The following is a 21588-nucleotide window of genomic DNA, read 5'->3' as shown; positions in this document are numbered from 1 at the left end:
CCGCATGACCCCCGAACAGAAGCTCGCCGAGCTCGGCCTGACCCTGCCCCAGGTCCCGGTGCCGGTCGCCAACTACGTGCCCTACCGCATCGTCGGCGACCTCCTCTACCTCTCGGGCCAGGGCCCCAAGCGCCCGGATGGCACCTACCGCCCCGGGCGGCTCGGCCGCGACGCCACGATCGAGGAAGCCTACGCCGACGCGCAGCTCGCCGGCCTCCAGCTCCTCGCCGTCGCCAAGGCGGCGCTCGGCGACTTGTCGCGGATCACCGCGGTGGTGAAGCTCCTGGGCATGGTCAACGCCGAGCCCGACTTCGCCGACCATCCGAAGGTGATCAACGGCTGCTCGGACCTCCTGGTCGACGTGCTCGGCGAGGCCGGCCGCCACGCCCGCTCGGCGGTCGGCATGGGCTCGCTGCCCAACGCCATGACGGTCGAGGTCGAGGCGATCCTCCAGATCGCGCCCTGAACGCCCGTTCCGCCGCCGCCTCAATGCGGGCGCGGCGGCTCGGGCGGGCAGGCCGCGGCGGCGTAGCGCCGGCGCTTGGCCGCGTACATCTGCGCGTCCGCCCGGGCGACGGCCGCGCGGAGCGGGCCGTCGCCGGTCCAGGTCGCGAAACCCAGGGACGCGCTGGGGGCGAGGGGGCTCGCCGCCGCCGCGGCGTCGAGCGCGGCCAGGATCCGGCCCATCAGGTCCTGCGCCGCCTCGGGGCCGGTCGCCGGCAGCAGCAGCACGAACTCGTCGCCGCCGATCCGCGCGGCACCGGCGGGGGCGTGGCCGGCCAGAAGGTCGCCGAACCGCCGGATCTGGGCATCGCCGGCCTCGTGGCCCCAGCGGTCGTTGACGTTCTTGAGCCCGTCGAGGTCGGCCAGGATCACCGAGACCGGCGCGGCGCGATCGTCCTCGAGGCGCACGAGCGCGGCCTCGTAGCCGGCGCGGTTGAGGAGGCCGGTGAGCGGGTCGGTGAAGCCCAGGGTCTCGAGGCGGACCTCCTCCCGCTTGTTGTCGCCGATATCGGTGAGCGCGACCTGAACGAGGCGGCGCGTCCCGTCGGGATCGGGCAGGCGGGAGGCTTGCACCTTGAGGTGAAGGTCGCGGCCGTCGCGGTGGCGCAGGGTGACGTCGCGGCTCGGGTGCTCGTGCCCGGCCCAGAGGTCGAGGATCTCCTCGACGAAGGCCTCGCGCGCTCCCTCGCCCGGATCGGCGGCGAGATGCGCCGCCAGGGCGTCGCGGTCGGCGACCCCGAACAGCGCCAGCGCCGGGCCGTTCGCGGCCACGATCGTCCGCGCCGCCCGCGCGGCCGCGATCCAGGCCGGATGCGCCGCCAGGTGGCCGGGAAGATCGGCGACGCCGCCCGCGCGCAGGGAGGCCAGCATGGCGGCGAGCGCGGCGTCGTCCCGCACCAGGGTCGGCACCGGCGAATGCGCGAACAGGTCCGCGGCCAGGCGGCGGCTTGCCGCCTCCTCGCGCCGCCGCTCCTCGCGTGCGGTGATGTCCTCGATCGAGATCAGGTAGCGGCCCCAATCGGCCTCGTGCCCGGGAAGCATCTGGCCGGCATAGCTCACGTCGATCACCCGTCCGGTGACCGTGAGGTTGCGGGTGACGAGGCGGACATGCGTCTCGCCGTCCCAGAGCCGGCACAGCACCTCGACCAGCGCGGCGGCGTGCGGATCGTGGAAGATCGCCGGGATGTGGGCGAACAGCTCGGCCTCGTCCCGCGCCTCGTAGGTCGCGAGCGTCCGGCGGTTGACCCGCAGGATGCGGATCCGGCTCTGGCACGCCAGCAGGTGGTCGGGGTCCGAGAGCCAGGCCCGCAGGTCGGTCATGCCGTCGGCCTTCCAGCCGTCGAGGCAGGCCTTCAGCGCGGCGAGATCCTGCAGCCACAGCGAGGTGGGTGCGAGGTCGAAGAGCATCGTTTCGGGTTCGCCACCCCGTGGCGCGGTCGGCATCATCGAATGAACGGGCGAAGGGTATCGGTCGTCTGTCAGGGGGTCCCCTGTACCGCGGCGGGCAGGAGGAGGACCACGCCTTTGTGACGACAGAGCACGGTTATGCGCGCAATCACCCGGCCGCTTCCCTTTCGTCGGCACCGGGAGGGTGACCGGCGCCCCCGGCAGGCGGGGCCGGGCCGGCCCGTCGGTTTGCCATCGCGCGGGCGGGATGCGAGACCTGCGCCGCGTGCCCGATGCGCCATGCCGGCTCGGGTCGCATCGTCTCCCGCAACGATGGGTGTCGTGATGAAGAGAATGGCTGCCGCCGCGTCGATCGTCCTGGCCGGGACGCTGCCCGGCATGGCACAGTCCTGCGACGAGCTGTGGTATCAGCGCAACTTGATCTACAAGGAAGCCGGCTACTGCTTCAAGACGGCGAACGCCGTTCGCAGCTTCGGCAATGCCGGCTGCCGGTTCGACAACCAGGCCGACGTGCCGCTCTCCGCCCGCGACCGGGCCGAGATCGACAGCATCCGGTCGATGGAGCGCACCATGCGGTGCGCGCCGTAAGCGGCGCGAGACCGGCCGCCCCGGCCTCAGCCGCGCGCGGCCGAGGCCGGGGCGAACCGGCCGAGGCCGAAGGGCGCGACGTCGATCCGGCTGCGCCCCTCGGTCATGATCTCGGCCGCGACGAGGCCGATCCCGGCCGAGTGCTTGAAGCCGTGCCCCGAGCAGGCCGAGACCACGAGGACGCGGTCCCGCTCCGGGTGGCGGTCGATGATGAAGCCGCGGTCGGGCGTGACGGTGTAGAGGCAGGCCGCGGCCGCGACGACCCGCGGGGTCGCCCCCGCGAGACGCCCGGCGATGTGGCGGCGGTACATCGCGCCCGATTCCCCCGGGTCGACCGTGCGGTCGGCGGTCTCGGCGGTGGTGGCGTCGGCGTATTGCTCGGTCGCGACCTTGACGCTGCCCTCGCCCGGCTGCGGCGGGAAGCCGTAGAAGTATTCGGTGTCCGCCGTGCCGTACATCCAGATGTAGACCGGCGTGTCGGCCCGGTAGGCGCGGGCGTCGTCGAGGGCGTACCAGTGCAGGAGCTGGCGCTTGACGCTCAGGAGGTCGGTGAAGGGCGGGCCGAGGAGCGGCGCCGTCCAGGCCCCGGCGGACACCACCACCTGGCCCGCCGCGAAGGTCCCGGCCGAGGTCTCGACGCGCACGCCGTCGCCCTCCTGCACGATCGCCAGGACCTCGACGCCGGTGCGGATCGCGCCCCCGAGGGCCGCGGCGCGGGAGAGCTGCGCGGCGATGCAGGCCTCCGGGCGGACATAGCCGCCGCCGGGCTCGTAATAGGCGATCTCGTCGCCCGACAGCCCGAGGAATTGCGGGAAGCGGCGGGCGACCTCGCGCCCGTCGAGAACCTCGTGGGCGATTCCGAACTCTCGCGCGGCGCGGATCGAGGTGCGGACGAAATCCGGCATGCCGTGATGCGAGGCGGTGCCGGACCCCGGCGCCATCACCAGCGCGCCGCAGGCCTCGAGCAGGTGGGCGCCGGTCTCGGCCTCGATCTCGCGCCAGATCCGGTGCGAGGCGAGCACCAGCGGTACGTAATCGCGCCCCTCGCCGATGCCCTGGCGGGTGATCCGGGTCTCGCCGTGGCTCGATCCCATCGTGTGGGGCGGCGTGAACCGGTCGAGCCCGATGACCGAGGCGCCGCGCTTCGCGAGCTGGTAGAGCGCCGCGCTCCCCATCGCCCCGAGGCCGATCACCAGGAAGTCCGCCCGCTCCGCCATTCGCCGCCGCCCGCCTCTCTCTCCGCAACGGCCGCACGCTGCCCGAAAGGCGGCGTCCCCGGCAACCCGCACGGGCGAGGGGAGGGGGCGCGTCAGGCGCCGAGCGGGCCGGTATGGTGCTCGAGCGCGCTCCAGGCCTCCCGCCCGAACCGGGCCTTCCAGTCGGCGTAGTAGCCCGCCGCCTCGAGCGCCGCCCGGAACGGGGCGCGGTCCGGGGTCGAGACGACGAGGCCCTTGGCGCGCAGCCGCGCCTCGCTCTGCGTGTTCATCGCCACGAAGGCCTGGCGCTGGCGCGCGACCGCCGCGTCGAGGTGGCGGCCGATCAGCGCCTGCGCGTCGCGCGGCAGGTCGTTCCAGGTCCGGCCGTGGGCGAGGATCCACAACCCGTCCCAGGAATGGCCGGTGCGCGAGAGGTAGCGCTGCACCTCGTAGACCCGCGTCGCCTCAATCTGCGGCAGCGAGTTCTCCATCCCGTCGGCGAGGCCGGTCTGCAGAGCCGCGTAGGTCTCGGCGAGGCCGATCGTCGTCGGCGCGGCGCCGAGCGCCCGGAACAGCGAGGTCAGGAGCGGGCTCGGCGGCACACGGATCTTGAGACCGCGCAGGTCGGACACCGCCGCGACCGGCCGCGCCGCCGTGATCACGTCGCGAAAACCGTTGTCGACGACCCGGAACGCCGTCAGGCCTACCTTGGCGAGGCCGTCGCGGATACGCTCGCTCAACGGTCCCTCGTCGAGGGCGGACCACAGCGGCACGTAGCCGGTGAAGGCGTAGGCCACGCCCGGTATCCCGGCGATCGGCACCAGGGTCTGCAGCGAGCTCGCCGACGAGAGGGTGAACGCGATGGCGCCCGCGCGCAGCTGCGACTGCATGCTGAGCTCGCCGCCGAGCTGGCTGTCGGGATAGAGCGTGATGTCGATCCGGCCGTCGCTCTCGGCCCGGATGGCGTCGAGCGCCTCGACGAGGCAGGTCGTGGCCGGGTGGCCCTGCGGCATCGGCGAGCCCATGCTCATCCGCAGGGCGTCGGCCCGCCCGCGCGCGGGGGCGACGAGCAGCCCCGCCCCCAGGCCGCCCACGATGGCGCGTCGCGTCGGCATCCCTCGCTCCCCCGTCGACCGCGCGGGCGGCGCTCGATCGTCGGCTCCAAGCTAGCCCCCGGCGGCCGGTCCGGACAGGGGCGACGGGTAAAATCGGGACGGCCGGGGGGAACGCCGCGCGCGGCCGGGCCGGCTCCCCGCCCGGCCGCGGCACGGCCGAAAGAGCAACCCGCGATCGGCGAGCTATTTCTTGGGTATTCCCGAGTCGCTCCGGAACTCTTCGGCGAATCGTCCTGCGGAACGACTCGGGCTGGACAGATCAGGGCGATGCGACCTCCATCGGGGGGCCGGCGCCGATTCGGCTGTGAATCGAATTTAACATCCACCGCCGAATCTCGACTCCGCATTGCCCGGCGGCGGCGACTCGTGACACGACTCGTAACGTTACGAGTCGTGGAGCCGAGAGCGATGGCCGATACCCCGTCTCAGCGCGTCAAGAAGCTCCGCGAGGCCCGCAAGGCCTCCGGGGAGACGGAGACGAATGTCTGGGTGCCGGCGCAGGTGCAGCAGGCGATCGACGCGGCGGTGCGCGAGGGCAAGTTCCCGAACCGCCGCCTCGCGATCATCCACGCGCTCAAGCAAGTGTTCGTGGGACAGACGATGTAGACGCGGCAAAGCAAAAAAGCGCCGAGGTGGGGACCTCGGCGCTTTTTGGGATCTCATAACGGGGGCTGGGGAAGCCGCCGCTTGAAGACCGGATTGGCATCCTCCTTCTAGCGGTTCCCGACCTCCTCGTCAATGACGCCCTCTCGGGCGAACGGTCCCGCTTTGCCTCCGTTCAAGGAGGTGTGGAGTGGAGATGGTTCAGACCGGGGGCCGGCCGCTGACGCGCGCCGCCCTCGCCGGACAGAGACGCGCCCTCGAGGACGGGCGTACGATCACGCGCAAGGAATTGTCGGCGTCCGCCCGCGAGGCCGCGAAGGCGCTCGGCCTGCGCCCAGCCCTGCGCCTGGTGCTGTCCGAGCTCGTCGCCGCATGGGGCGAGCAGGAGTGGTCGCGCCTGATCGTATGGCCGTCGAACGCCTACCTGGTCTCGCGCACCGGGCTGTCGGAGCGCGCCGTCCGCTACGCCTTGCGCGACCTCGTCGCGCTGGAAGTCGTCACGCCGAAGGATTCGGCGAACGGCAAGCGCTACGCCGTGCGGGGACGCAACGGCGCGATCGTCGACGCCTTCGGATTCGACCTGACGCCGCTCCAGGCCCGCCGGGGCGACTGGGCGCAGGCGATCCAGGCCCGTGCCGAGGCCCGCGAGCGCCGCCGCCGCGCCTTCGACCTCCTCACGATCCACCGCCGCGCCGTCGGCGAGGCGCTGACCGCCCTCGCGTCCCGCTACCCCGGCACGCCGCTCGCCGACCTCGCCGAGGTCCAGGCGAGCCTCGAGGCGAGCACCCCGGAGCGTCGCGGCTCGGGTGATCCGGACCTCGTCCTCGATGCCTGGAGCGAGCTGCGCCAGATGGTGGAAACGCGCTTCTACGCAGCCGGCTGTGACGGCACGACTTGCCCGCACATAGAAGCAGAAAAAGAATCTCCTACCGAGACTTGGAGCAAGGGTTCAGCGGGGAACGCGGATCCCGTCGGCGAGATCGACCGGGCGGAGGAGACGCCGTCACCGACGCTGGTCGTGGAGGCCTGCCCGGTGGTGCGCGACCTCGTCGGCGAGATCCGAAGCGAGCACGAGATCCTGGATGCGGGCCTGCGCCTGCGGGCCACGATCGGCGCGCATCAGAGCGCCTGGGCCGAGGCGCGTGAAGGGCTCGGCGCCTACGAGGCGGCGATCCTGGTGCTGATCGTCGCCCAGCTCCACGACGACGACGTCGCGTCGGGGCAGAACCGGATCCGCAATCCCGGCGGCTACTTCCGGCGCCTCGTGCGCCTCGCCGCGGAAGGGCGTTACCGGCCGGGAACGGAACTCCTCGCCATGCGCCGGCGGCGGATGACGTGACGGACGGGAAGGAACGGTCCCGTCGCGACGACGAACCGCCCCCACGGCTGAGCGCTCGACACTGAACCGGGCCTTCGCTAGCTCTGTGAGGCGGGAGGATAAACACGATGCTGCGTTTTATGATTGTATTATTATCGTGTTCGATCACGATGGTCGGGCCCGCCTGCGCGCGGCTGGGCGTGGACGACCTTGCATCGACTTGGCCGAAGGCGTCGGCGACCGACAAGATCGATTTCGCGACACGGATGGGCAAGGCCATGAGTTCGCTCGCGCCCGGGCTCGATCGCGACTACTTCATGCGATGCCTGGAGGAGACCGCCAATATCGGCGATACCAAGACGTTGACGCTGAGCGACATGGTACGCACCTGCGTCGCGCTCCATGCCGCCCATGACGAGTAGGTCTCTGCCGGCCGCGGTCGGGAAACGCCGATGAGGCGCAGCTTGCTCGCCTCGGCCCTCCTCGTCGCGGGCCTTGCCGGTGCGCTGTTCGCGCAGTTGCGGTCTTCGGGCGACGCACCGGTCTCCGGGCCCGATCCTGCCCCCGGCGGTTCCGGCACGGTGCGGGAGCGGACGGCGAGCTTGTTCTGCGAGTTCACCAACATGGCCGACCAGGCGCCGCGGGTCGGATTCTACTTCCATGTCGTGTCCGAACGGGCGTCACCCGCCTTCGCGCTGATGTTCCGACGGGAGCAGGACGGCTCCCAGGTCGATTTCGGAAGCCCGGAGGCACCCTCGCCGATCTGGACGCTCGACGGGTCCGACAGCCCGGCCGTCCTCCGCTCGCCGGAGGACGACACGCGGATCAACCTCTACGGTTACGAGCCCGGTCGCACCGGCACCATCTGGTTCGAGGCCGGGCTGCGCAGCATTCCCTACAAGAATCTCGGCGGCCACTGCCGCCAGAGCGCTTGACCGTGGCGAGGGCCGCGGCGCTCCGGCGCGCACTCGCCGGCTTTCTCCTGGGCGCGATGGTCGCCGGACCGGCTGCGGCCCAGAGCGTGGTCGACGGATCGGATGCCGGGATCGGGATCGAGCGGACGGAGCGTCTTCTGGCGCTCGTGCGCCAGACCCTGCCCGGCCCCGACGCCAAGGTGACGGACTTGCGCGAGGGGCGCGCCGGTGCGGTGTGCGGGATGATCGAGATGCGGAACCGCATGGGCAGCTACACGGGCCCGCGTCCGTTCGTGTCCGATCCCGCATCGAGCGTCTTCGGGCGCCTCCCCGAAGGCCCGGAACTGCGCAACCCGGCGAGTGCCGCGGATTTCGCCGCGATGGAGCGGACGAAGCGGCTCTTCGCGCAGAACTGCGCCGAGTGAGAGCGCGACGCCTTCGAACGGATCCGTTCGGAGGGGCCAGGCCGAGACCGAGCGGATGTCGGCGCTGGTGCGTCAGCATCCAGGGCCATCGCTCCGATGCCCGGGCCGGGGCGGGCGCTCAGTCGTCGAGGCAGAGCCGGAAGTAGCTCTGGCGAATCGCCTCCTTCCCGGCGAAGCCCGCAGCGCGCGGGCTGAGGAGCTCTGGACCGTCCGGGACGCGGCCGAACGTGCCGGAGGGAAGATCGACGACGAAGCCGCGCTCGCCGGTGTACAGGCCGTCGCGATTCTTGACGTTCACCGACCCGCAGACATGCGAGGCGCCACTCCGCCGCAATTGCGTCACCTTGGCGTCCGGGCTGTTCAGATCCTGCCGGATCAGTGCGAGCACGCGCGCCGTGTCGGCGGGACCGATCGTCCCGTCCGATCCGTCTTCGACCGTCTGGGCCCAGGCGGGCCGCATCAGCACGAGCGCCAGAAATGCCAGGCAGGCGCTGGCGCGCCGACACTGCGCGCCCGGTCGGGATTGCATCTCGTGATCGTGCACCGGGGCCGCCCTCCCGTCGAGGCTCGCCGGCAGGTTAGGCCGGGCGCGGTCCGGGAACCACTCGCCGAAGGTCCAGGCGGGACCGTCCGGGGCCGGTCGGCGGAGGCTTCGTTGACAGGCCTCCTCGCGCCCTTGAGAACCGGTCGCAACGAACCGACGGGAGGACGACCCATGGCCAAGGAGCCGCGCGACAAGGGCCTGCGCAAGGGCCTGACGAGCTACGGGGATGCGGGCTTCTCGCTGTTCCTGCGCAAGGCCTTCATCAAGGCGGCCGGCTATTCCGACGACGCCCTCGACCGGCCGATCGTCGGCATCACCAACACGGCCTCCGACTACAATCCCTGCCACGGCAACGCCGCGCAGCTGATCGAGGCGGCCAAGCGCGGGGTGATGCTGGCCGGCGCGATGCCGATGGTGTTTCCGACGATCTCGATCCACGAGAGCTTCGCCCATCCGACCTCGATGTACCTGCGCAACCTGATGGCGATGGACACCGAGGAGATGATCCGGGCCCAGCCGATGGACGCGGTGATCGTCATCGGCGGCTGCGACAAGACCCTGCCGGCGCAGGTGATGGCGGCGGCCTCCGTCGACCTGCCGACCGTGGTGATCCCGGTCGGCCCGATGGTGGTCGGCCATCACCGCGGCGAGGTCCTGGGCGCCTGCACCGATTGCCGGCGGCTCTGGGGCGCGCACCGGGCCGGCGAGATCGACGAGCGGGAGATCGAGACCGTCAACGGACGCCTCGCGCCGTCCGTCGGCACCTGCATGGTGATGGGGACCGCCTCCACCATGGCCTGCATGATCGAGGCGATGGGCCTCGCCCTGCCGATGTCGGCCACGATTCCCGCCCCCCACGCCGAGCGCATCCGCCTCGCCGAGGCGAGCGGCGCCGTCGCGGCCGCGATGGCGAAGACCGGCGGCCCGCGCCCGAGCGAGATCATGACGGAAGCCTCGATCCGCAACGCCCAGGTGGTGATGCAGGCGATCGGCGGCTCGACCAACGGGGTGATCCACCTCACCGCCATGGCGAACCGTGCCGGGATCGACCTCGACCTCGCGAGCCTCGACGCGATCGGCCGCGAGGTGCCGGTGCTCGTCGACCTCAAGCCGTCCGGCGACCACTACATGGAGCATTTCCACCATGCCGGCGGCGTGCCGGCCCTGCTGCGGGCGCTCGGCGACCGGATCGACCTCGATGCGCCGACCATTACCGGGGCGAGCCTGCGCGAGGTCGCGGCCGCGGCCGAGGAGGTGCCGGGCCAGACCGTGATTCGCTCGCCGGATGCGCCGATCAAGCCGATCGGCGCCATGGCGGTGCTCACCGGCAACCTCGCGCCCCGCGGCGCGCTGATCAAGCACTCGGCGGCGACGCCGAAACTCCTCCAGCACGAGGGCCGGGCCCTGGTGTTCGACTCGATTCCCGACATGGCGGCGCGGATCGACGACCCAGACCTCGACGTCTCGGCCGACGACGTGCTGGTCCTGCGCAACGCGGGCCCGAAGGGCGCGCCGGGCATGCCGGAGGCCGGCTACCTGCCGATCCCGAAGAAGCTCGCCCGCCAGGGCGTGAAGGACATGGTGCGGATCTCGGACGCGCGGATGAGTGGCACGGCCTTCGGCACCATCGTGCTGCACGTCACGCCGGAATCGGCGGTGGGCGGACCGCTCGCCCTGGTGCGCACCGGCGACCGGATCCGGCTCGACGTGGCGGGCCGGCGCATCGACCTCCTGGTGGAGGAGGCCGAGCTTGCCGCGCGGGCGGAGGCCCTGCTGCCCCCAGCGCGGCCGGACTGGGCGGCGCGGGGCTATGCCCGCCTGTTCCACGACACCGTCACCCAGGCCGACGAGGGCTGCGACTTCGACTTCATGCGCCGCGAGGGCTGAGCGGGGCGGCCGGCGGTCTGGTCAGGCGGGGAACTTTAGGTCAAACGCTCCCGCGACGGCAGGAGAACGATTCGACATGAAGGCGATGCTCTTCGAGCTCTTCGACCAGGCGCCGGAGATCCGCGACGTGCCGGACCCCTCGCCGGCGGCCGACGGCGTCGTGATCGACGTCAAGGCGACCGGGCTGTGCCGCAGCGACTGGCACGGCTGGAAGGGCCACGACACCGACATCCGCCTGCCCCACGTCCCGGGGCACGAATTCGCCGGCGTGGTCGCGGCCGTCGGCGCGCGGGTCGGGCGCTTCCGGGTCGGCGACCGGGTCACGGTGCCGTTCATCGCGGCTTGCGGCCAGTGCGGCGAATGCCATGCCGGCCACCAGCAGGTCTGCGAGGCGCAGTTCCAGCCCGGCTTCACCCATTGGGGCTCGTTCGCCGAATACGTCGCGATCGACCGGGCCGACCACAACCTGGTGCGGCTGCCCGACGACATGACCTTCGCCACGGCGGCGAGCCTCGGCTGCCGCTTCGCGACCTCGTTCCGGGCGGTGGTCGACCAGGGGCGGGTGCGCGGCGGCGAGTGGGTCGCGGTCCACGGGGCCGGCGGCGTCGGCCTCTCGGCGATCATGATCGCGGCGGCGCTCGGCGCCAACGTCGTGGCGGTGGACATCGCCGAGGGCAAGCTCGCGCTCGCCCGCGCCATGGGCGCCTGCGCGACGATCAACAGCCGCGAGGTCCACGACGTGGTCGAGGCGGTGCGGGAGGTGACGCGGGGCGGCGCCCACGTGTCGATCGACGCGCTCGGCCACCCCGAGACCTGCTTCAACTCGATCGCCAACCTGCGCCGGTGCGGGCGCCACGTCCAGGTCGGCCTGATGCTCGCCGACCACGCCCGGGCGGAGGTGCCGATGGCCCGGGTCATCGCCCACGAGCTCGAGATCTACGGCAGCCACGGCATGCAGGCCTGGCGCTACGACGCGATGCTGGAGATGATCCGGGCCGGCCGGCTGCAGCCGGAGCGGCTCCTCGGCGAGACCCTGTCGCTCGCCGAGGCGATTCCGGCCCTGATGGCGATGGACCGTGCGGCGCCCGACGGCATCGCGATCATCGACCCGCGGGCCTGAAGCCTCGACTGCCCGTCGCCGGAACGCGGCGGGCGTCTCGCGACCGGATCTCGCCGCCCAGACCGTGCCGCCCAGAACTTGGCGTTCAGAACTTCGCGGTCAGGAAAAGCCGCACGTTGCGGCCCGGCAGCAGCACCTCGTCCTTCTTGAACGAGGCGGCGTTGCGGATGTCGGCGTCGAGCAGGTTGCGGCCCTGTAGGCCGAGGGTCACCTCGCTGGCGCCGTAGACCGCCGGGTCGACCGCCTTGGTGTAGCTCAGCTCGGCGCGCAGGTCGTCGTAGCCGGCGGTGTCGGTCTCGAACGGGGCGGTCTTCGTCTGTGCGAAGGCGTGCAGCAGGTTCACTCGGGCGAACCAGCCGTCCGCCCGCAGGTAGACGCCGCCGCCGAGCCGGTAGGGCGGGATGCGCGGCACGTTGGTGCCGTCGTCGAACTTCGCGCGCACGAAGTCGAACTGTCCCTCGACGCCGATGAAGCCGTTGCCGACCGGCAGGGCGTCGTACTGGCCGATCAGCTCGGCGCCGTAAAAGGTGGCGTTCTGCTGCGAGTAGACGATCTGGCGCAGCTCGTCGCCGGTGCCGCAGCTGGCGAAGTCGTCGTCGCACAGATTGCCGGTCAGGCGCTTGTAGATGAAGCCGGTGTAGCGGGTGTAGTAGCCGGTCGCCTCGAAGCGCAGCGGCCCGTCGCCGTGGCGGATGCTGGCCTCGACCGTGCGGGCCCGCTCCAGCCGCAGCCGCGGATCGCCGATCTCGAAGGTCGCGGTGGCGTCGTGCGGCCCTTGCGAGAACAGCTCGTAGCCGGTCGGCGCGCGCTCGACGTAGGAGCCGGTGAGGCTCGCCACGAAGCCGTAGGGCAGGTCCTGCAGCACCCCGGCGCTGGCGCTCTTCGGCGCGAAGCGGCGGGTCAGGCGATAGGTGAACGGGTCCTCGCCCTCGACCGGCAGGTAGTCGCCGGGAAACAGGGAGGCGGTGCTGCGCACCCGGTCGCCCTCGATCCGGCCGGCGGCCTGGAGCCGGGTGCCGGGCAGGACCTCGAGCTGCTCGAACACGTAGACGGCGCCGGAGCGCGAATCGGTCCTCGGCAGGAAGGCTTCGAGCTGGGTGTTGATCGCGCGCCGGTCGGCCTGGACGCCGATGGCGCCGGTGAGCGTGCCGAGCGCGGTGAAGACCGGGACGTGCTGCGCCTCGATCCGGATCTCGCCCTCGCGATTCTTGAAGATCGCCTGCTGGCCCTCGATCCCGTCGCCGCCGATGCCGATCTCGTCGTGGCGGTAGACCGAGTAGCCGGCCCAGTAGCGGATCGCCTCGAAGGGCCCGCCGAGCGGCCGGATCTCGCCGCGCGAGATCACCCGGTCCTGGTTCGGGGTCAGGCGGGTGCGGGCCTGCTCGGCCTCGCCGCCGGGAATCGCGTAGATCGCGTCGTAGTGGCTGAACGCGACGCCGACGAAGCCCCGGTCGCCGATCGCCGAGACGCCGACCGAGCCCCCTTGCGACTCGTTGTAGGAGTTGCGCTGGATCCCGCCGGGGATCGCGTAGCTGTCCGACGCGGTCTTGAACCCGTCGGCATGGACGGCGAAGCCGTCCTTGCCCGCATCCACCGTCGCGGCGCCCAGCCGGCCGTTGTCGACGGTCGAGTATCCGGTGGTGACCTGCCCGGCATAGCCGTTCGCCGGGATGTAGGTCGGCACCCTGTTGTTCTCGGCCGAGATCACGCCGCCGATGGCGCCCGAGCCGTAGCGCAGGGTGGCGGGGCCGCGGATTACCTCGAGCCGGTCGGCCACCAGCGGATTGACCGGCACGGTGTGGTCCTCGCCGAGATCCGACACGCCGCCGTTGACGATGCCGTTCTCCTGGATGCGCACCCGGGCGTTGTCGAGGCCGCGGATGATCGGCCGGGAGGCCGCACCCGGGGCGTAGGTGGTCGAGGAGATGCCCGGCCGGTCGAACAGCGCGTCGCCCAGCGTGCGCGGCTGGTCGCGGGCGATCTGCTCCTGGGTCACCACCGTGACCGGCGAGAAGGTATTGGTGACGACCGGCAGCACGCCGATGGGAAAGCCGGTGCCGGAGGCCGGCGCCGCGGCCGGCCGCGAGACGATCGGGCTCGGCGACGAGACGGTGATCTCGTCGAGCTTGATGTCCTCGGCCCGCGCCGCGGTGCCGGCGGCGAGAACGAGGGGGAGCGCGGTGCTCAGCGCCAGCAGGTCCGGGCGGCGGCGATACGACATCGTGGTTCCAGGTAGATGTTATATCGTTTCATCTGCCCGTGAGCGCGCAGCGCTGGCAAGCGGTTCGCCGCCGGCGATCCGTCGAATCCCTGGAATGTTACACTGTTACAACACTGGGGCCTGCCGCCCCGCGGATCCAAACCGCCGATCCGCCGTTTGACCGGGACGACCGGCAGGGACGACAGGCCTGGAGACGGCGGGGGAAACACTCATGACCACGGCACCGGACGGTTCGATCATCCAGCGCGAGGCCCCGCGCCGGGACCTCGTCGCCTTCGAGATCAGGGACCGGATCACCAGGCCCGACATCGAGTGGATGTCGGGCATCGTGGACGCGGCGATGACGGCGCACGGCACGATCGACATGCTGCTCGTCATGTCGCACTACGAGGGCTCGGATCTCGGGGCGCGGTTCGACGGCTACGCCACCGGGGTGATGGCCCGCTCGGTCGCCCATATCCGCCACTACGTGGTGGTCGGCGCGCCGGCCTTCGCCCGGGCGATGATCAGCCTGTCGGGCGCCGTGCTGCCGGTCGAGACCAAGACCTTCGACCTCGCCGACGAGGCCGCGGCCTGGGCCTATCTCGCCGAGGCCGGACCGGCCAAGGCCTGATCGGGCCATCCTGGTCGGACAAGGGTCGATCCGCGAAGGCGTGGTCGGCCGAAGGAGGAGCGGGGGAATCATGGATTGGGGAGCCGCGGCCTACCGGGCCCGCCGTCTCATCGCGGCGCGCAAGCGCATCGTCCCGGAGCCGCATTCCCTGGCGCTGATCGACTTCCTGGCCGAGCGCGGCACCGTCACGGCGGCGGAGTTGCGGGAGCACGGCCCGCCGGACGCCGCCGCCATCCTCGGCCACGTCACGACCGCCATCCACGGCAGGGCGCACCTGCCGGCGGCGAACGCTTGGTACCGGCGCGACGAGGCGGGCACCGGCTACGTGGTCGATCCCGGCTTCGCCGTCGCCTGGAGGGGCGCGCGCGCCTGCGAGGGGCCGACGCCCGCGGGCCACGATCCCGGATGAGCGCGCGGCGATCTGCCCCCCGGCAGAGGCGCCGCCCGGGCCCTATCTGCCCTTCCCCGACGATGGAGGTGACGATGCCCGACCCGAAGCCCATGCCCGCGGGCGGTCCGATCGACCGACAGAACCGCGACCTGGACGCCACCGAAGGCGACAGCCTGGTCGACGGCCGCCTCGATCCCGACGCGCAATCGCCCGCCGACGAGGACTCGAAACCCTTCGACCCGAAGGAGAACGACCCGGCCTGACGGGCGGGGAGGGGAGCCGATACGCAACGCGGCTCCCGGACACTTTGCCGGCCGGTGGTGAACGAACCGTCAAGGCGTCGCCGGGAGCGTCGAGCCCGGCGCAGGATCCCGAGGCTCCACCGTCGATGACGCTGCGCGACCAGTACGAGACAGCCGTGCGCGACCTGGCGGAGCGCGCGGCCGCGATGCGGCGCGACGGCGTCCCGGCCGAGACGATCGCGCGCGCGATGCATGCCGAGCGCCGGCGCCTGGCCGTCCATTACAAGGCGCTGACCCCGGAGCCGTACCGGACCATCATCGCCGAGCGGACGATCCGGGTCTACGGCAACCCGGAGGGGCCGACGATCGCGTTCCTGCGGGAGCAGGGCCGGACCTGGGAGGCGATCGTCGAGAGCGCGACGCGGCCGGGCCCGTCCGTCGTCCCGACGGGTGACCGGGGGGCCGACCCGACGGCGCGACTGGGCGAGGCGTCACCGGAGGGAGATCCCGAGGGGGCGTGAGGCCGCCGCCCGTCCTGTCCGCACGTTCTGCCAACCGTGGCTCGTCGCCGTCGTCACGGCCGGTGGCGTCAGCGTCTCCCCTCCGCTCGGCCGGTATACCCGTACTCGACCAAGGCTTTTCCGGCATCCTGCGCGATGCCGCGCGGATCGTCGACAAGGATGCCTGGCAGCGGGAGATCGGTCGCGATCCGCAGATGTCGAGCGCCGCCGGTCCCGACGACCCGGCGGTCGCCGCCCAGCACGAGGCGTTGCGGACGGCCTCGAACCGGGCTCCCCAGAGCCTCAGGTGCCGACACGCCCCTCGACGAGGCGGTCTCGCCCGCAAGGGCGGCCGGATCGGCCGCCCGGACTTTTTCACGGCTGCCCCCCCGAGAGCGGGGGGGCGGCCGCGGCGCGGAGCCTCAGGCTTCGGTCTTCCTCGGCCGGCCGCGGCGCGCGGGGGCCGGGGCCGGCTCGGGCGCCGCCTCGGCTTCCGCCCGCTGCGCCGCCGCGCGCTCGCGCCGGATCTGGCCCAGGCCGAGGCTCTTTGCCAGTTCGGAGCGCTGGGCAGCGTAGTTCGCCGCCACCATCGGGTAGTCGAAGGGCAGGCCGAACTTCTGGCGGTACTCGTCCGGCGTGTAGCCGCGAGTGGTGAGGTGCCGCTTCAGGCTCTTGTACGGCTTGCCGTCGAGGAAGCTCGTGATGTGGTCCGGCGTCACGGACTTGCGGACCTGCGCCGCGGTCACCTTGTGGTCCTCCTCCGGGACGGCGGCGGCCTGGCCGAGTCCGGTCAGCGACGCGTGCACGGCGGCGATCAGGTCGGGCAGGTCGGCCGCCCGCACGTTGTTGTTCGACACGTAGGCGCCGACGATGTCGCTCGTCAGCGCCACGAACGGCGAGGAGGCGGGGGTCGCGTTGTCCATGATTTTATTCCGTTTTACGAGCCTCCCCCGTGATGGACATCAGTCGTTGCAAGGTCAATTGGGACAGTTGAAATGATTGCGCATAAACCCACCGGTTTCGTGGCCGGTGGGGTGCGCATTCGGACGCAGCGTCAGACCTCGTCGGGGGCGGAACCGGCCCGGTGCAGCGAGCCCCGCGCCAGGGCGATCGCCGCGGCCACCACCTCCGGGTCGCCGACCTCGTGGGCGAGGATCAGCACCAGCCGGGCGTTGAGCGCCGCGCTGTCGTCGTCGCCGAGGCCCCGATGGGCGCGGATCAGGCTCTCGTAGACGCCGTCCGCGCCGCCGGAGAAGCCGTCGTCCCGCCTCAGCCTCGCCGTCGCCCCGGGCTCCCGTGTCATCGTCTCCCCCGTCATGCGGCCCTCCCCACGGACCCGTCCGGCCGGCCGCCGGCGCGGGCCAGCGCGTCGGCGATGCGCGCGGGCTCGAGGCCCGCGAAGCGGGCCGCCACGTGGGCGTCGGGGCGGATCAGGAAGGCGGTGCCGGGCGCAGCCCCGTAGCGGCGTGCCGCCAGCCCTTCGGCGTCGTGCAGTACCGCGACCCCCGGTGGACCGTGCGCCCCGGCGCCCGCGGTGACGACGACGACCGCGAGCCCCGGCGCGAGCTCGGCCAGCCGGCCGGGATCGGGCAATCCGTCGGCGAAGACCAGCAGGGTGAACGGCCCCCCGAGCCGGTCGAGCAGCCAGCCCGCCCGGCCGGCCGCGTCGACGACGGGAGCGTCGGCGCAAGGGTCGCCGGGCCGCAGCCCGTCCGGGGGCGGGGAGGGGTCCGGCGTCTGCAGCGACAGGCCGGCGAGGCTGCAGGGCCGCGACAGGCGCCCGGCATTAAGCAGCAGGCGCGCGAAGGGCGCCTCGGCGGCGAGGTCCAGCACCCCATCGCGAAAATGCCGCTCGGCCCTCGTCTTCGGCGTCATGAAGGTGGTGGTGCGGCTCGAGTTCAGGATGTTCTCGTCGGCGGCGCGCCCGCGCTCCTCGTCGTAGGTCGCGATCAGGCTCTCGGGCGCGGCGCCCTGCAGGACCAGGGCCAGCTTCCAGCACAGGTTGTCGGCGTCCTGGATGCCGCCGTTGCCGCCCCGCGCCCCGAACGGGCTGACCACGTGGGCGCTGTCGCCGACGAACACCACGCGCCCGTGCACGAAGCGTGCGAGCCGGGCGCAGCGGAAGGCGTAGACCGAGCACCATTCGAGGCTGACGGGCGTCTCCTCGCCGACGATCGCGCGGATGCGCGGCATCACCCGCTCGGGGGTCCGCTCCAGCTCCGGGTCGGCGTCGGGGCCGAGCTGGAAGTCGATCCGGAAGACGTCGTCGGGCTGGCGGTGCAGGAGGGCGCTCTGTCCGGCATGGAAGGTCGGCGCGAACCAGAACAGGCGCTCGGCCGGAAAATCCGCGCTCATCCGCACGTCGGCGATGAGGAAGCGCTCCTCGAAGCGCTGGCCGGGAAACGGCAGGCCCATCCGGGTCCGGGTCGGGGAGCGCGCGCCGTCGGCGGCCAGCACCCACTCGGCCTCGACGACCCGCTCGCCCTCCGGCGTCGCCACGGTCAGGCTCACGCCCTGCCCGTCCTGATCGAGGCCGGTCACCGCGTGGTTCCAGCGCAGGTCGATCAGCTCCGGGAAGTCCCGGGCGCGGTCGATCAGGTACTCCTCGACATAGTACTGCTGCAGGTTGACGAAGGCCGGGCGGCGATGGCCGCTCTCGGGCAGCAGGTCGAAGCGGTAGAGCTCGCGGTCGCCCCGGAAGACGCGGCCTGCGCTCCAGGTCACGCCCTTGTCGACCATCCGCTGGCCGATTCCGAGCCGGTCCCAGATCTCGAGGGTGCGCTTGGCCCAGCAGATCGCCCGGCTGCCGGTCGCGACCGTGTCGTCCTCGTCGAGCACCGTCACCGGGATGCCCCGGCTCGCGAGGTCGATGGCGCAGGTGAGGCCGACCGGGCCGGCGCCGATCACCACGACCGGCCGGCGGCCGGCCGCACCGGGAGGCACGGGGCGGGGAGGGGGCGTCATCGGCATCGTCCCTGTCGGCGTTTCCTGGTGGGAAGGGCGCGCCCGGCCGGGTCGGGGCGGCGTCCCCGGTCGTCGCGGGTCAGCCCTCGAGGGCCCGCCACATCTCGATGTCGCGCTCGGCGGTCCAGATCCGCGGCGTGTCGAGGCCCTGCGCCTCGTCGTAGGCGCGGCTGACGCAGAACGGCATGCAATGCTCGAAGATGACCCAGTGCCCGTAGCGCGGCCGCATCTCGGTCATCGCCCGGGCATAGACCGTCTTGAGGTCGTGCCCGGCGGCGACGCCGTCCCTGGCGATGCCGAACAGGTCGCGCAGGAAGGCGCGGGTGCCCTCGATTCCCTCGCGGATCTGCTCGGGCGTCGTCAGCGCCTCGCCGCGGCCGGGCACCACCGCCTTGGGGTCGAGCGCCTCCAGCCGATCGAGGGTGGCGGGCCAGTCCTGGAAATGGGCGTCCCCGCAATACGGGGTGGCGCCGGACTCGACGAGGTCGCCGGAGAACAGCACCTCCTCCTTCGGCAGCCACGCGATGGTGTCGCCGGCGGTGTGGCCGCGCCCGGCATGGATGATCCGCACCTCGCGCGCGCCGAGCCACAGGGTCATCTCGCCCCGGAAGGTCACGGTCGGCCAGGTCAGGCCCGGAATCTCCTCGCGCCCCCGGAACAGCCGCGGGAAGCGCTGGATCTCCGACTCCATGTCCTGCCGCCCGCGCTCGACGATCATCGCCCGGGCGGCGTCGCTGGCGATGACGTTGACCCGGTCGGGGTAGCCGGCGACGCCGAGCACCCGCACGGCGTGATAATGGGTCAGCAGGATGTGGCGGATCGGCTTGTCGGTGACCTCGCGGACCTTCGCCACTAGGTCCCCGGCCATGCGGGGCGTGGCGCGGGCATCGATCACCAGCACCGAATCGTCGCCGACGACCACGCCCGAATTGGGGTCGCCCTCGGCGGTGAGGGCGTAGACGCCCGGGGCCAGCTCCGAGAAGGTCTCCCGCTTCTCGACGAGGTCGGCCTGGCTGGCGAAACCCTTGCTCATCTCTGGTCGTCCTCCCCGCGCGGTCCGGCGCGGGAGGACACGGCCGGGAGCCTTCGCGTCAGGCGCCGCCGGCCGAGCCCCGCCGCGGCGGCCGTGCTCGTCATGCTTGAGTCCAGGCTATTCAGTTGCGTGTGCAACCGTCAAGGCCGGCCGTGGAGGGCGACGCCTGTGGCAAGGGCCGCGGTCATCCGGCGCTTAACGTCGCCGATCGCCTGTCCTGCGCCTGCGCCGCGCACCTCCGCGCCCCGATCCTGCTCGGGGGCGCGATGTCGCTCGTACGGATTTGGCCGCGACGCCGTCACATCCCGACCGGCACTCGTCTCGACGACTTCGACGGCGCAGGACGAGCCGTAGGCGATCGCCCCGGATTCCGGACAGCCAAGCTCCTGGAATCCGATGAGGCAGCGGCCACGAGCCCCGCCACGGCGACGGCCGGATGCGCTGCCGTTCGCCTGGCGGCGATGTCTTTCACGGAGTTCGGTGCGAAGGCATCAGGCCACGTCATGGCCGCATCGTGCCCGGCACGGGTAGCGGTGGGCCGCGCCTGCCCCTATATGGGTGCCATGACTGATAACACGTCCACTCCCTACACCATCGAAATCTCCCCCATCTCCAAGCCGGCCGGCCAATTCCAATGGGCCATCCGCCGCAACGGCAAGCTGGTCGAGCGGTCCGACCGCCCGCACCCGACCGAGGCGAAGGCCGAGGCGAGCGCCCTCGCCGCCGTCGAGCGCAGCATGCATTCCTCCGCCAGCGGGCGGTGGTGAGCCGTCGGCTCCCTGATTCCAGTGGCGGGGCGGCATCGCCCCGCCATCCTGCGGCGATGACCGGCTCCTCGCACGAGCGCCCGACGCGATGCCGCCGCTCTCGCCTGATCCACCGGCCCTGATCCAGCCTGCCGCGGCACCCTGCGCCGCTGCCACACGGGCCCGCCTCCTGTCGCCGCCGACGGCCGACGAGGCAGAATTCCTTCTCACCTGCAGCCTGCGCCTCTTCCCCGGTGACCGGGTGCTCAAGCGCATTGTCATCGAGGGCTCGGCCGCCTCCGGCCTCACTCTCGATTGCGCGGGCGCGCGCCTCGGCCGGCCGGACGAGACGGCGCATCTCGGCTCGTACACGATCGCGATTCGCTCGAAGCCCCCGGCCCGTCCGGGCGAGGGGTGGGACCGCCCCTCCGGCATCCGGATCCGCGACTGCACGGTGTTCGGCCATGTCCGCATCTGGGGCATGGGCGAGAACGGGCAGGGGCCGCTCGTGCGCGAATCGTCCCACAGCCTCGGGCACACCGGGCGGGCGCAGGCCGCCGCCCCGACGGACGTGACGATCACTGGCACCTCGATCAAGGCCGCGGGACCGATCCCGCTCTATCTCGGGCCGGGCGTCACCCGCGTCACGTTGCGCGGCTCGAGGCTCGACGGCCGGTCGGTCTCGACGGCCCTCTACCTCGACGCCGAGAGCGCCGAGAACCGCATCGAGGACAACGACATCGAGACCGAGACGGCGCGCGAGGCGATCGCCGTCGACGGGTCGGCTCGCAACCGCATCACCGGCAACCGCTTCACCCTGCGCGGGCAAGGCGGCGTGCGCCTCTACCGCAATTGCGGCGAAGGCGGCACGGTGCGCCACCAGACGCCTTCCGACAACGTCATCACCGACAACGTGTTTCGCACCGGCGGTTGGTTCGCGGCGGCCGCGATCGTGGTGAACTCGCGCAACGGCTGGCGCCTGACCTGCGGCGAGGATGCCGGATACCCGTTCGGCAGCAGCATCGACAATCGCGACAACGGCACCGGCAACGTGGTGACGCCCAACACCGTCGAGTGACAGCCGAGAGGGGAGGGGCTCCGAAGCGCGGGTCGGCCCCGTGTTGACAGGGGAGCCGGCTACCCTTAGACAGCCGCTCACCGACGGGGCGCCGACGAACTGGCCGCCCCGCCGAACCTCCCCAGAGACGAGCGAGCGAGGGCCAGGGCAACCCGGCGCCGCCTTCCGTTTCCGAGAAG

General features: G+C 72.1%; 24 protein-coding genes. 15 read left to right on the top strand and 9 right to left on the bottom strand.

Annotated features, from left to right (window positions below):
• Positions 1 to 4 precede the first annotated feature (4 nt).
• On the top strand, positions 5 to 466 hold the full coding sequence (locus V3T34_RS00825) for a RidA family protein (protein WP_060848337.1): 462 nt from the start codon (positions 5 to 7) through the stop codon (positions 464 to 466).
• Between the two features lie 20 nt (positions 467 to 486).
• Here V3T34_RS00825 and V3T34_RS00820 read toward each other — a convergent pair whose 3' ends face one another.
• Complete coding sequence (locus V3T34_RS00820) at positions 487 to 1911, bottom strand: sensor domain-containing diguanylate cyclase (RefSeq protein ID WP_305077109.1); 1425 nt, start codon at positions 1909 to 1911, stop codon at positions 487 to 489.
• Positions 1912 to 2235: 324 nt separating this feature from the next.
• On the opposite strand from V3T34_RS00820, the gene V3T34_RS00815 reads away from it, so the two are divergent.
• Positions 2236 to 2499, top strand: a complete 264-nt coding sequence (locus tag V3T34_RS00815) for a YARHG domain-containing protein (protein WP_060848339.1) — start codon at positions 2236 to 2238, stop codon at positions 2497 to 2499.
• A 26-nt stretch (positions 2500 to 2525) separates the two neighbouring features.
• On the opposite strand, the gene solA is transcribed toward V3T34_RS00815, so the two are convergent.
• Positions 2526 to 3716, bottom strand: coding sequence for an N-methyl-L-tryptophan oxidase (gene solA / locus V3T34_RS00810; protein WP_305077110.1), 1191 nt, complete (start codon positions 3714 to 3716; stop codon positions 2526 to 2528).
• Positions 3717 to 3808: 92 nt separating this feature from the next.
• Entirely contained in the window at positions 3809 to 4810 is a 1002-nt protein-coding gene (locus tag V3T34_RS00805) for a TRAP transporter substrate-binding protein (protein ID WP_063920053.1), read from the bottom strand.
• Between the two features lie 408 nt (positions 4811 to 5218).
• Here V3T34_RS00805 and V3T34_RS00800 point away from each other — a divergent pair, with 408 nt between their 5' ends.
• From V3T34_RS00800 to V3T34_RS00780, 5 genes are all read left to right on the top strand, one after another.
• Positions 5219 to 5416 carry a hypothetical protein gene (locus V3T34_RS00800; RefSeq protein WP_060848341.1) on the top strand — a complete coding sequence of 66 codons (198 nt, stop codon included), beginning with the start codon at positions 5219 to 5221 and terminating at the stop codon, positions 5414 to 5416.
• Between the two features lie 193 nt (positions 5417 to 5609).
• Positions 5610 to 6752: a plasmid replication protein RepC gene (gene repC, locus V3T34_RS00795; protein ID WP_305077111.1), complete on the top strand. Its 1143-nt coding sequence runs from the start codon at positions 5610 to 5612 to the stop codon at positions 6750 to 6752.
• Positions 6753 to 6859: 107 nt separating this feature from the next.
• A complete protein-coding gene (locus tag V3T34_RS00790) occupies positions 6860 to 7153 on the top strand; it encodes a hypothetical protein (protein ID WP_305077112.1) in 294 nt (97 codons plus the stop codon).
• A gap of 30 nt (positions 7154 to 7183) precedes the next feature.
• The gene (locus tag V3T34_RS00785) at positions 7184 to 7666 is read left to right on the top strand and encodes a hypothetical protein (protein ID WP_305077113.1); all 483 of its coding nucleotides are present in this window, start codon (positions 7184 to 7186) and stop codon (positions 7664 to 7666) included.
• A gap of 2 nt (positions 7667 to 7668) precedes the next feature.
• Complete coding sequence (locus V3T34_RS00780; RefSeq protein ID WP_305077114.1) at positions 7669 to 8070, top strand: hypothetical protein; 402 nt, start codon at positions 7669 to 7671, stop codon at positions 8068 to 8070.
• Between the two features lie 118 nt (positions 8071 to 8188).
• Here V3T34_RS00780 and V3T34_RS00775 read toward each other — a convergent pair whose 3' ends face one another.
• Positions 8189 to 8614 carry a hypothetical protein gene (locus V3T34_RS00775; protein ID WP_305077115.1) on the bottom strand — a complete coding sequence of 142 codons (426 nt, stop codon included), beginning with the start codon at positions 8612 to 8614 and terminating at the stop codon, positions 8189 to 8191.
• Positions 8615 to 8785: 171 nt separating this feature from the next.
• Here V3T34_RS00775 and V3T34_RS00770 point away from each other — a divergent pair, with 171 nt between their 5' ends.
• Both V3T34_RS00770 and V3T34_RS00765 read left to right on the top strand, forming a co-directional pair.
• Positions 8786 to 10501 (top strand): IlvD/Edd family dehydratase, encoded by a 1716-nt coding sequence (locus tag V3T34_RS00770; RefSeq protein ID WP_305077116.1) that lies wholly within the window; start codon positions 8786 to 8788, stop codon positions 10499 to 10501.
• A gap of 76 nt (positions 10502 to 10577) precedes the next feature.
• Positions 10578 to 11621 carry a zinc-dependent alcohol dehydrogenase family protein gene (locus V3T34_RS00765; protein WP_305077117.1) on the top strand — a complete coding sequence of 348 codons (1044 nt, stop codon included), beginning with the start codon at positions 10578 to 10580 and terminating at the stop codon, positions 11619 to 11621.
• A gap of 85 nt (positions 11622 to 11706) precedes the next feature.
• On the opposite strand, the gene V3T34_RS00760 is transcribed toward V3T34_RS00765, so the two are convergent.
• On the bottom strand, positions 11707 to 13842 hold the full coding sequence (locus V3T34_RS00760; protein WP_091889188.1) for a TonB-dependent receptor: 2136 nt from the start codon (positions 13840 to 13842) through the stop codon (positions 11707 to 11709).
• A 211-nt stretch (positions 13843 to 14053) separates the two neighbouring features.
• Between V3T34_RS00760 and V3T34_RS00755 the strand changes: the two genes are divergently transcribed.
• The 4 genes from V3T34_RS00755 (at position 14054) to V3T34_RS00740 (ending at position 15609) form a co-directional block, all read left to right on the top strand.
• Positions 14054 to 14455, top strand: coding sequence for a SpoIIAA family protein (locus V3T34_RS00755; protein WP_091753915.1), 402 nt, complete (start codon positions 14054 to 14056; stop codon positions 14453 to 14455).
• A gap of 70 nt (positions 14456 to 14525) precedes the next feature.
• Complete coding sequence (locus V3T34_RS00750; RefSeq protein ID WP_091889192.1) at positions 14526 to 14864, top strand: hypothetical protein; 339 nt, start codon at positions 14526 to 14528, stop codon at positions 14862 to 14864.
• A gap of 74 nt (positions 14865 to 14938) precedes the next feature.
• Positions 14939 to 15109 (top strand): hypothetical protein, encoded by a 171-nt coding sequence (locus tag V3T34_RS00745; RefSeq protein WP_305077118.1) that lies wholly within the window; start codon positions 14939 to 14941, stop codon positions 15107 to 15109.
• Between the two features lie 125 nt (positions 15110 to 15234).
• Positions 15235 to 15609, top strand: coding sequence for a cell wall-binding protein (locus V3T34_RS00740; protein ID WP_305077119.1), 375 nt, complete (start codon positions 15235 to 15237; stop codon positions 15607 to 15609).
• Between the two features lie 401 nt (positions 15610 to 16010).
• On the opposite strand, the gene V3T34_RS00735 is transcribed toward V3T34_RS00740, so the two are convergent.
• The 4 genes from V3T34_RS00735 to V3T34_RS00720 all read right to left on the bottom strand — a co-directional run bounded on the left by V3T34_RS00735 (position 16011) and on the right by V3T34_RS00720 (position 19585).
• The gene (locus V3T34_RS00735) at positions 16011 to 16511 is read right to left on the bottom strand and encodes a Ros/MucR family transcriptional regulator (protein WP_060848350.1); all 501 of its coding nucleotides are present in this window, start codon (positions 16509 to 16511) and stop codon (positions 16011 to 16013) included.
• Between the two features lie 131 nt (positions 16512 to 16642).
• Positions 16643 to 16906, bottom strand: coding sequence for a DUF2783 domain-containing protein (locus V3T34_RS00730; RefSeq protein ID WP_331369084.1), 264 nt, complete (start codon positions 16904 to 16906; stop codon positions 16643 to 16645).
• Positions 16903 to 18552, bottom strand: coding sequence for an FAD-dependent oxidoreductase (locus V3T34_RS00725; RefSeq protein ID WP_305077123.1), 1650 nt, complete (start codon positions 18550 to 18552; stop codon positions 16903 to 16905). Before V3T34_RS00725 ends, V3T34_RS00730 begins: the two co-directional genes overlap by 4 nt.
• 79 nt (positions 18553 to 18631) lie before the next feature.
• Positions 18632 to 19585, bottom strand: coding sequence for an MBL fold metallo-hydrolase (locus V3T34_RS00720; RefSeq protein WP_060848352.1), 954 nt, complete (start codon positions 19583 to 19585; stop codon positions 18632 to 18634).
• Between the two features lie 152 nt (positions 19586 to 19737).
• On the opposite strand from V3T34_RS00720, the gene V3T34_RS28520 reads away from it, so the two are divergent.
• Positions 19738 to 20352, top strand: coding sequence for a hypothetical protein (locus V3T34_RS28520; RefSeq protein WP_407942629.1), 615 nt, complete (start codon positions 19738 to 19740; stop codon positions 20350 to 20352).
• Positions 20353 to 20593: 241 nt separating this feature from the next.
• Entirely contained in the window at positions 20594 to 21409 is an 816-nt protein-coding gene (locus tag V3T34_RS00710; protein ID WP_305077124.1) for a right-handed parallel beta-helix repeat-containing protein, read from the top strand.
• Positions 21410 to 21588 lie beyond the last annotated feature (179 nt).

It is taken from the genome of Methylobacterium ajmalii (assembly GCF_036448855.1).
Lineage (GTDB): Bacteria > Pseudomonadota > Alphaproteobacteria > Rhizobiales > Beijerinckiaceae > Methylobacterium > Methylobacterium ajmalii.
Note: the sequence above shows the minus strand (reverse complement) of the source record. Positions and strands in the feature narration are given on the sequence as shown.

Excerpts from the sequence above, each read along its gene's own strand:
- V3T34_RS00825 (WP_060848337.1), top strand. The coding sequence starts at position 5 with ATGACCCCCGAACAGAAGCTCGCCGAGCTCGGCCTGACCCTGCCCCAG.
- V3T34_RS00820 (WP_305077109.1), bottom strand. The coding sequence starts at position 1,911 with ATGCTCTTCGACCTCGCACCCACCTCGCTGTGGCTGCAGGATCTCGCC.
- V3T34_RS00815 (WP_060848339.1), top strand. The coding sequence starts at position 2,236 with ATGAAGAGAATGGCTGCCGCCGCGTCGATCGTCCTGGCCGGGACGCTG.
- solA (WP_305077110.1), bottom strand. The coding sequence starts at position 3,716 with ATGGCGGAGCGGGCGGACTTCCTGGTGATCGGCCTCGGGGCGATGGGG.
- V3T34_RS00805 (WP_063920053.1), bottom strand. The coding sequence starts at position 4,810 with ATGCCGACGCGACGCGCCATCGTGGGCGGCCTGGGGGCGGGGCTGCTC.
- V3T34_RS00800 (WP_060848341.1), top strand. The coding sequence starts at position 5,219 with ATGGCCGATACCCCGTCTCAGCGCGTCAAGAAGCTCCGCGAGGCCCGC.
- repC (WP_305077111.1), top strand. The coding sequence starts at position 5,610 with ATGGTTCAGACCGGGGGCCGGCCGCTGACGCGCGCCGCCCTCGCCGGA.
- V3T34_RS00790 (WP_305077112.1), top strand. The coding sequence starts at position 6,860 with ATGCTGCGTTTTATGATTGTATTATTATCGTGTTCGATCACGATGGTC.
- V3T34_RS00785 (WP_305077113.1), top strand. The coding sequence starts at position 7,184 with ATGAGGCGCAGCTTGCTCGCCTCGGCCCTCCTCGTCGCGGGCCTTGCC.
- V3T34_RS00770 (WP_305077116.1), top strand. The coding sequence starts at position 8,786 with ATGGCCAAGGAGCCGCGCGACAAGGGCCTGCGCAAGGGCCTGACGAGC.
- V3T34_RS00765 (WP_305077117.1), top strand. The coding sequence starts at position 10,578 with ATGAAGGCGATGCTCTTCGAGCTCTTCGACCAGGCGCCGGAGATCCGC.
- V3T34_RS00760 (WP_091889188.1), bottom strand. The coding sequence starts at position 13,842 with ATGTCGTATCGCCGCCGCCCGGACCTGCTGGCGCTGAGCACCGCGCTC.
- V3T34_RS00755 (WP_091753915.1), top strand. The coding sequence starts at position 14,054 with ATGACCACGGCACCGGACGGTTCGATCATCCAGCGCGAGGCCCCGCGC.
- V3T34_RS00750 (WP_091889192.1), top strand. The coding sequence starts at position 14,526 with ATGGATTGGGGAGCCGCGGCCTACCGGGCCCGCCGTCTCATCGCGGCG.
- V3T34_RS00745 (WP_305077118.1), top strand. The coding sequence starts at position 14,939 with ATGCCCGACCCGAAGCCCATGCCCGCGGGCGGTCCGATCGACCGACAG.
- V3T34_RS00740 (WP_305077119.1), top strand. The coding sequence starts at position 15,235 with ATGACGCTGCGCGACCAGTACGAGACAGCCGTGCGCGACCTGGCGGAG.
- V3T34_RS00735 (WP_060848350.1), bottom strand. The coding sequence starts at position 16,511 with ATGGACAACGCGACCCCCGCCTCCTCGCCGTTCGTGGCGCTGACGAGC.
- V3T34_RS00730 (WP_331369084.1), bottom strand. The coding sequence starts at position 16,906 with ATGACGGGGGAGACGATGACACGGGAGCCCGGGGCGACGGCGAGGCTG.
- V3T34_RS00725 (WP_305077123.1), bottom strand. The coding sequence starts at position 18,552 with ATGACGCCCCCTCCCCGCCCCGTGCCTCCCGGTGCGGCCGGCCGCCGG.
- V3T34_RS00720 (WP_060848352.1), bottom strand. The coding sequence starts at position 19,585 with ATGAGCAAGGGTTTCGCCAGCCAGGCCGACCTCGTCGAGAAGCGGGAG.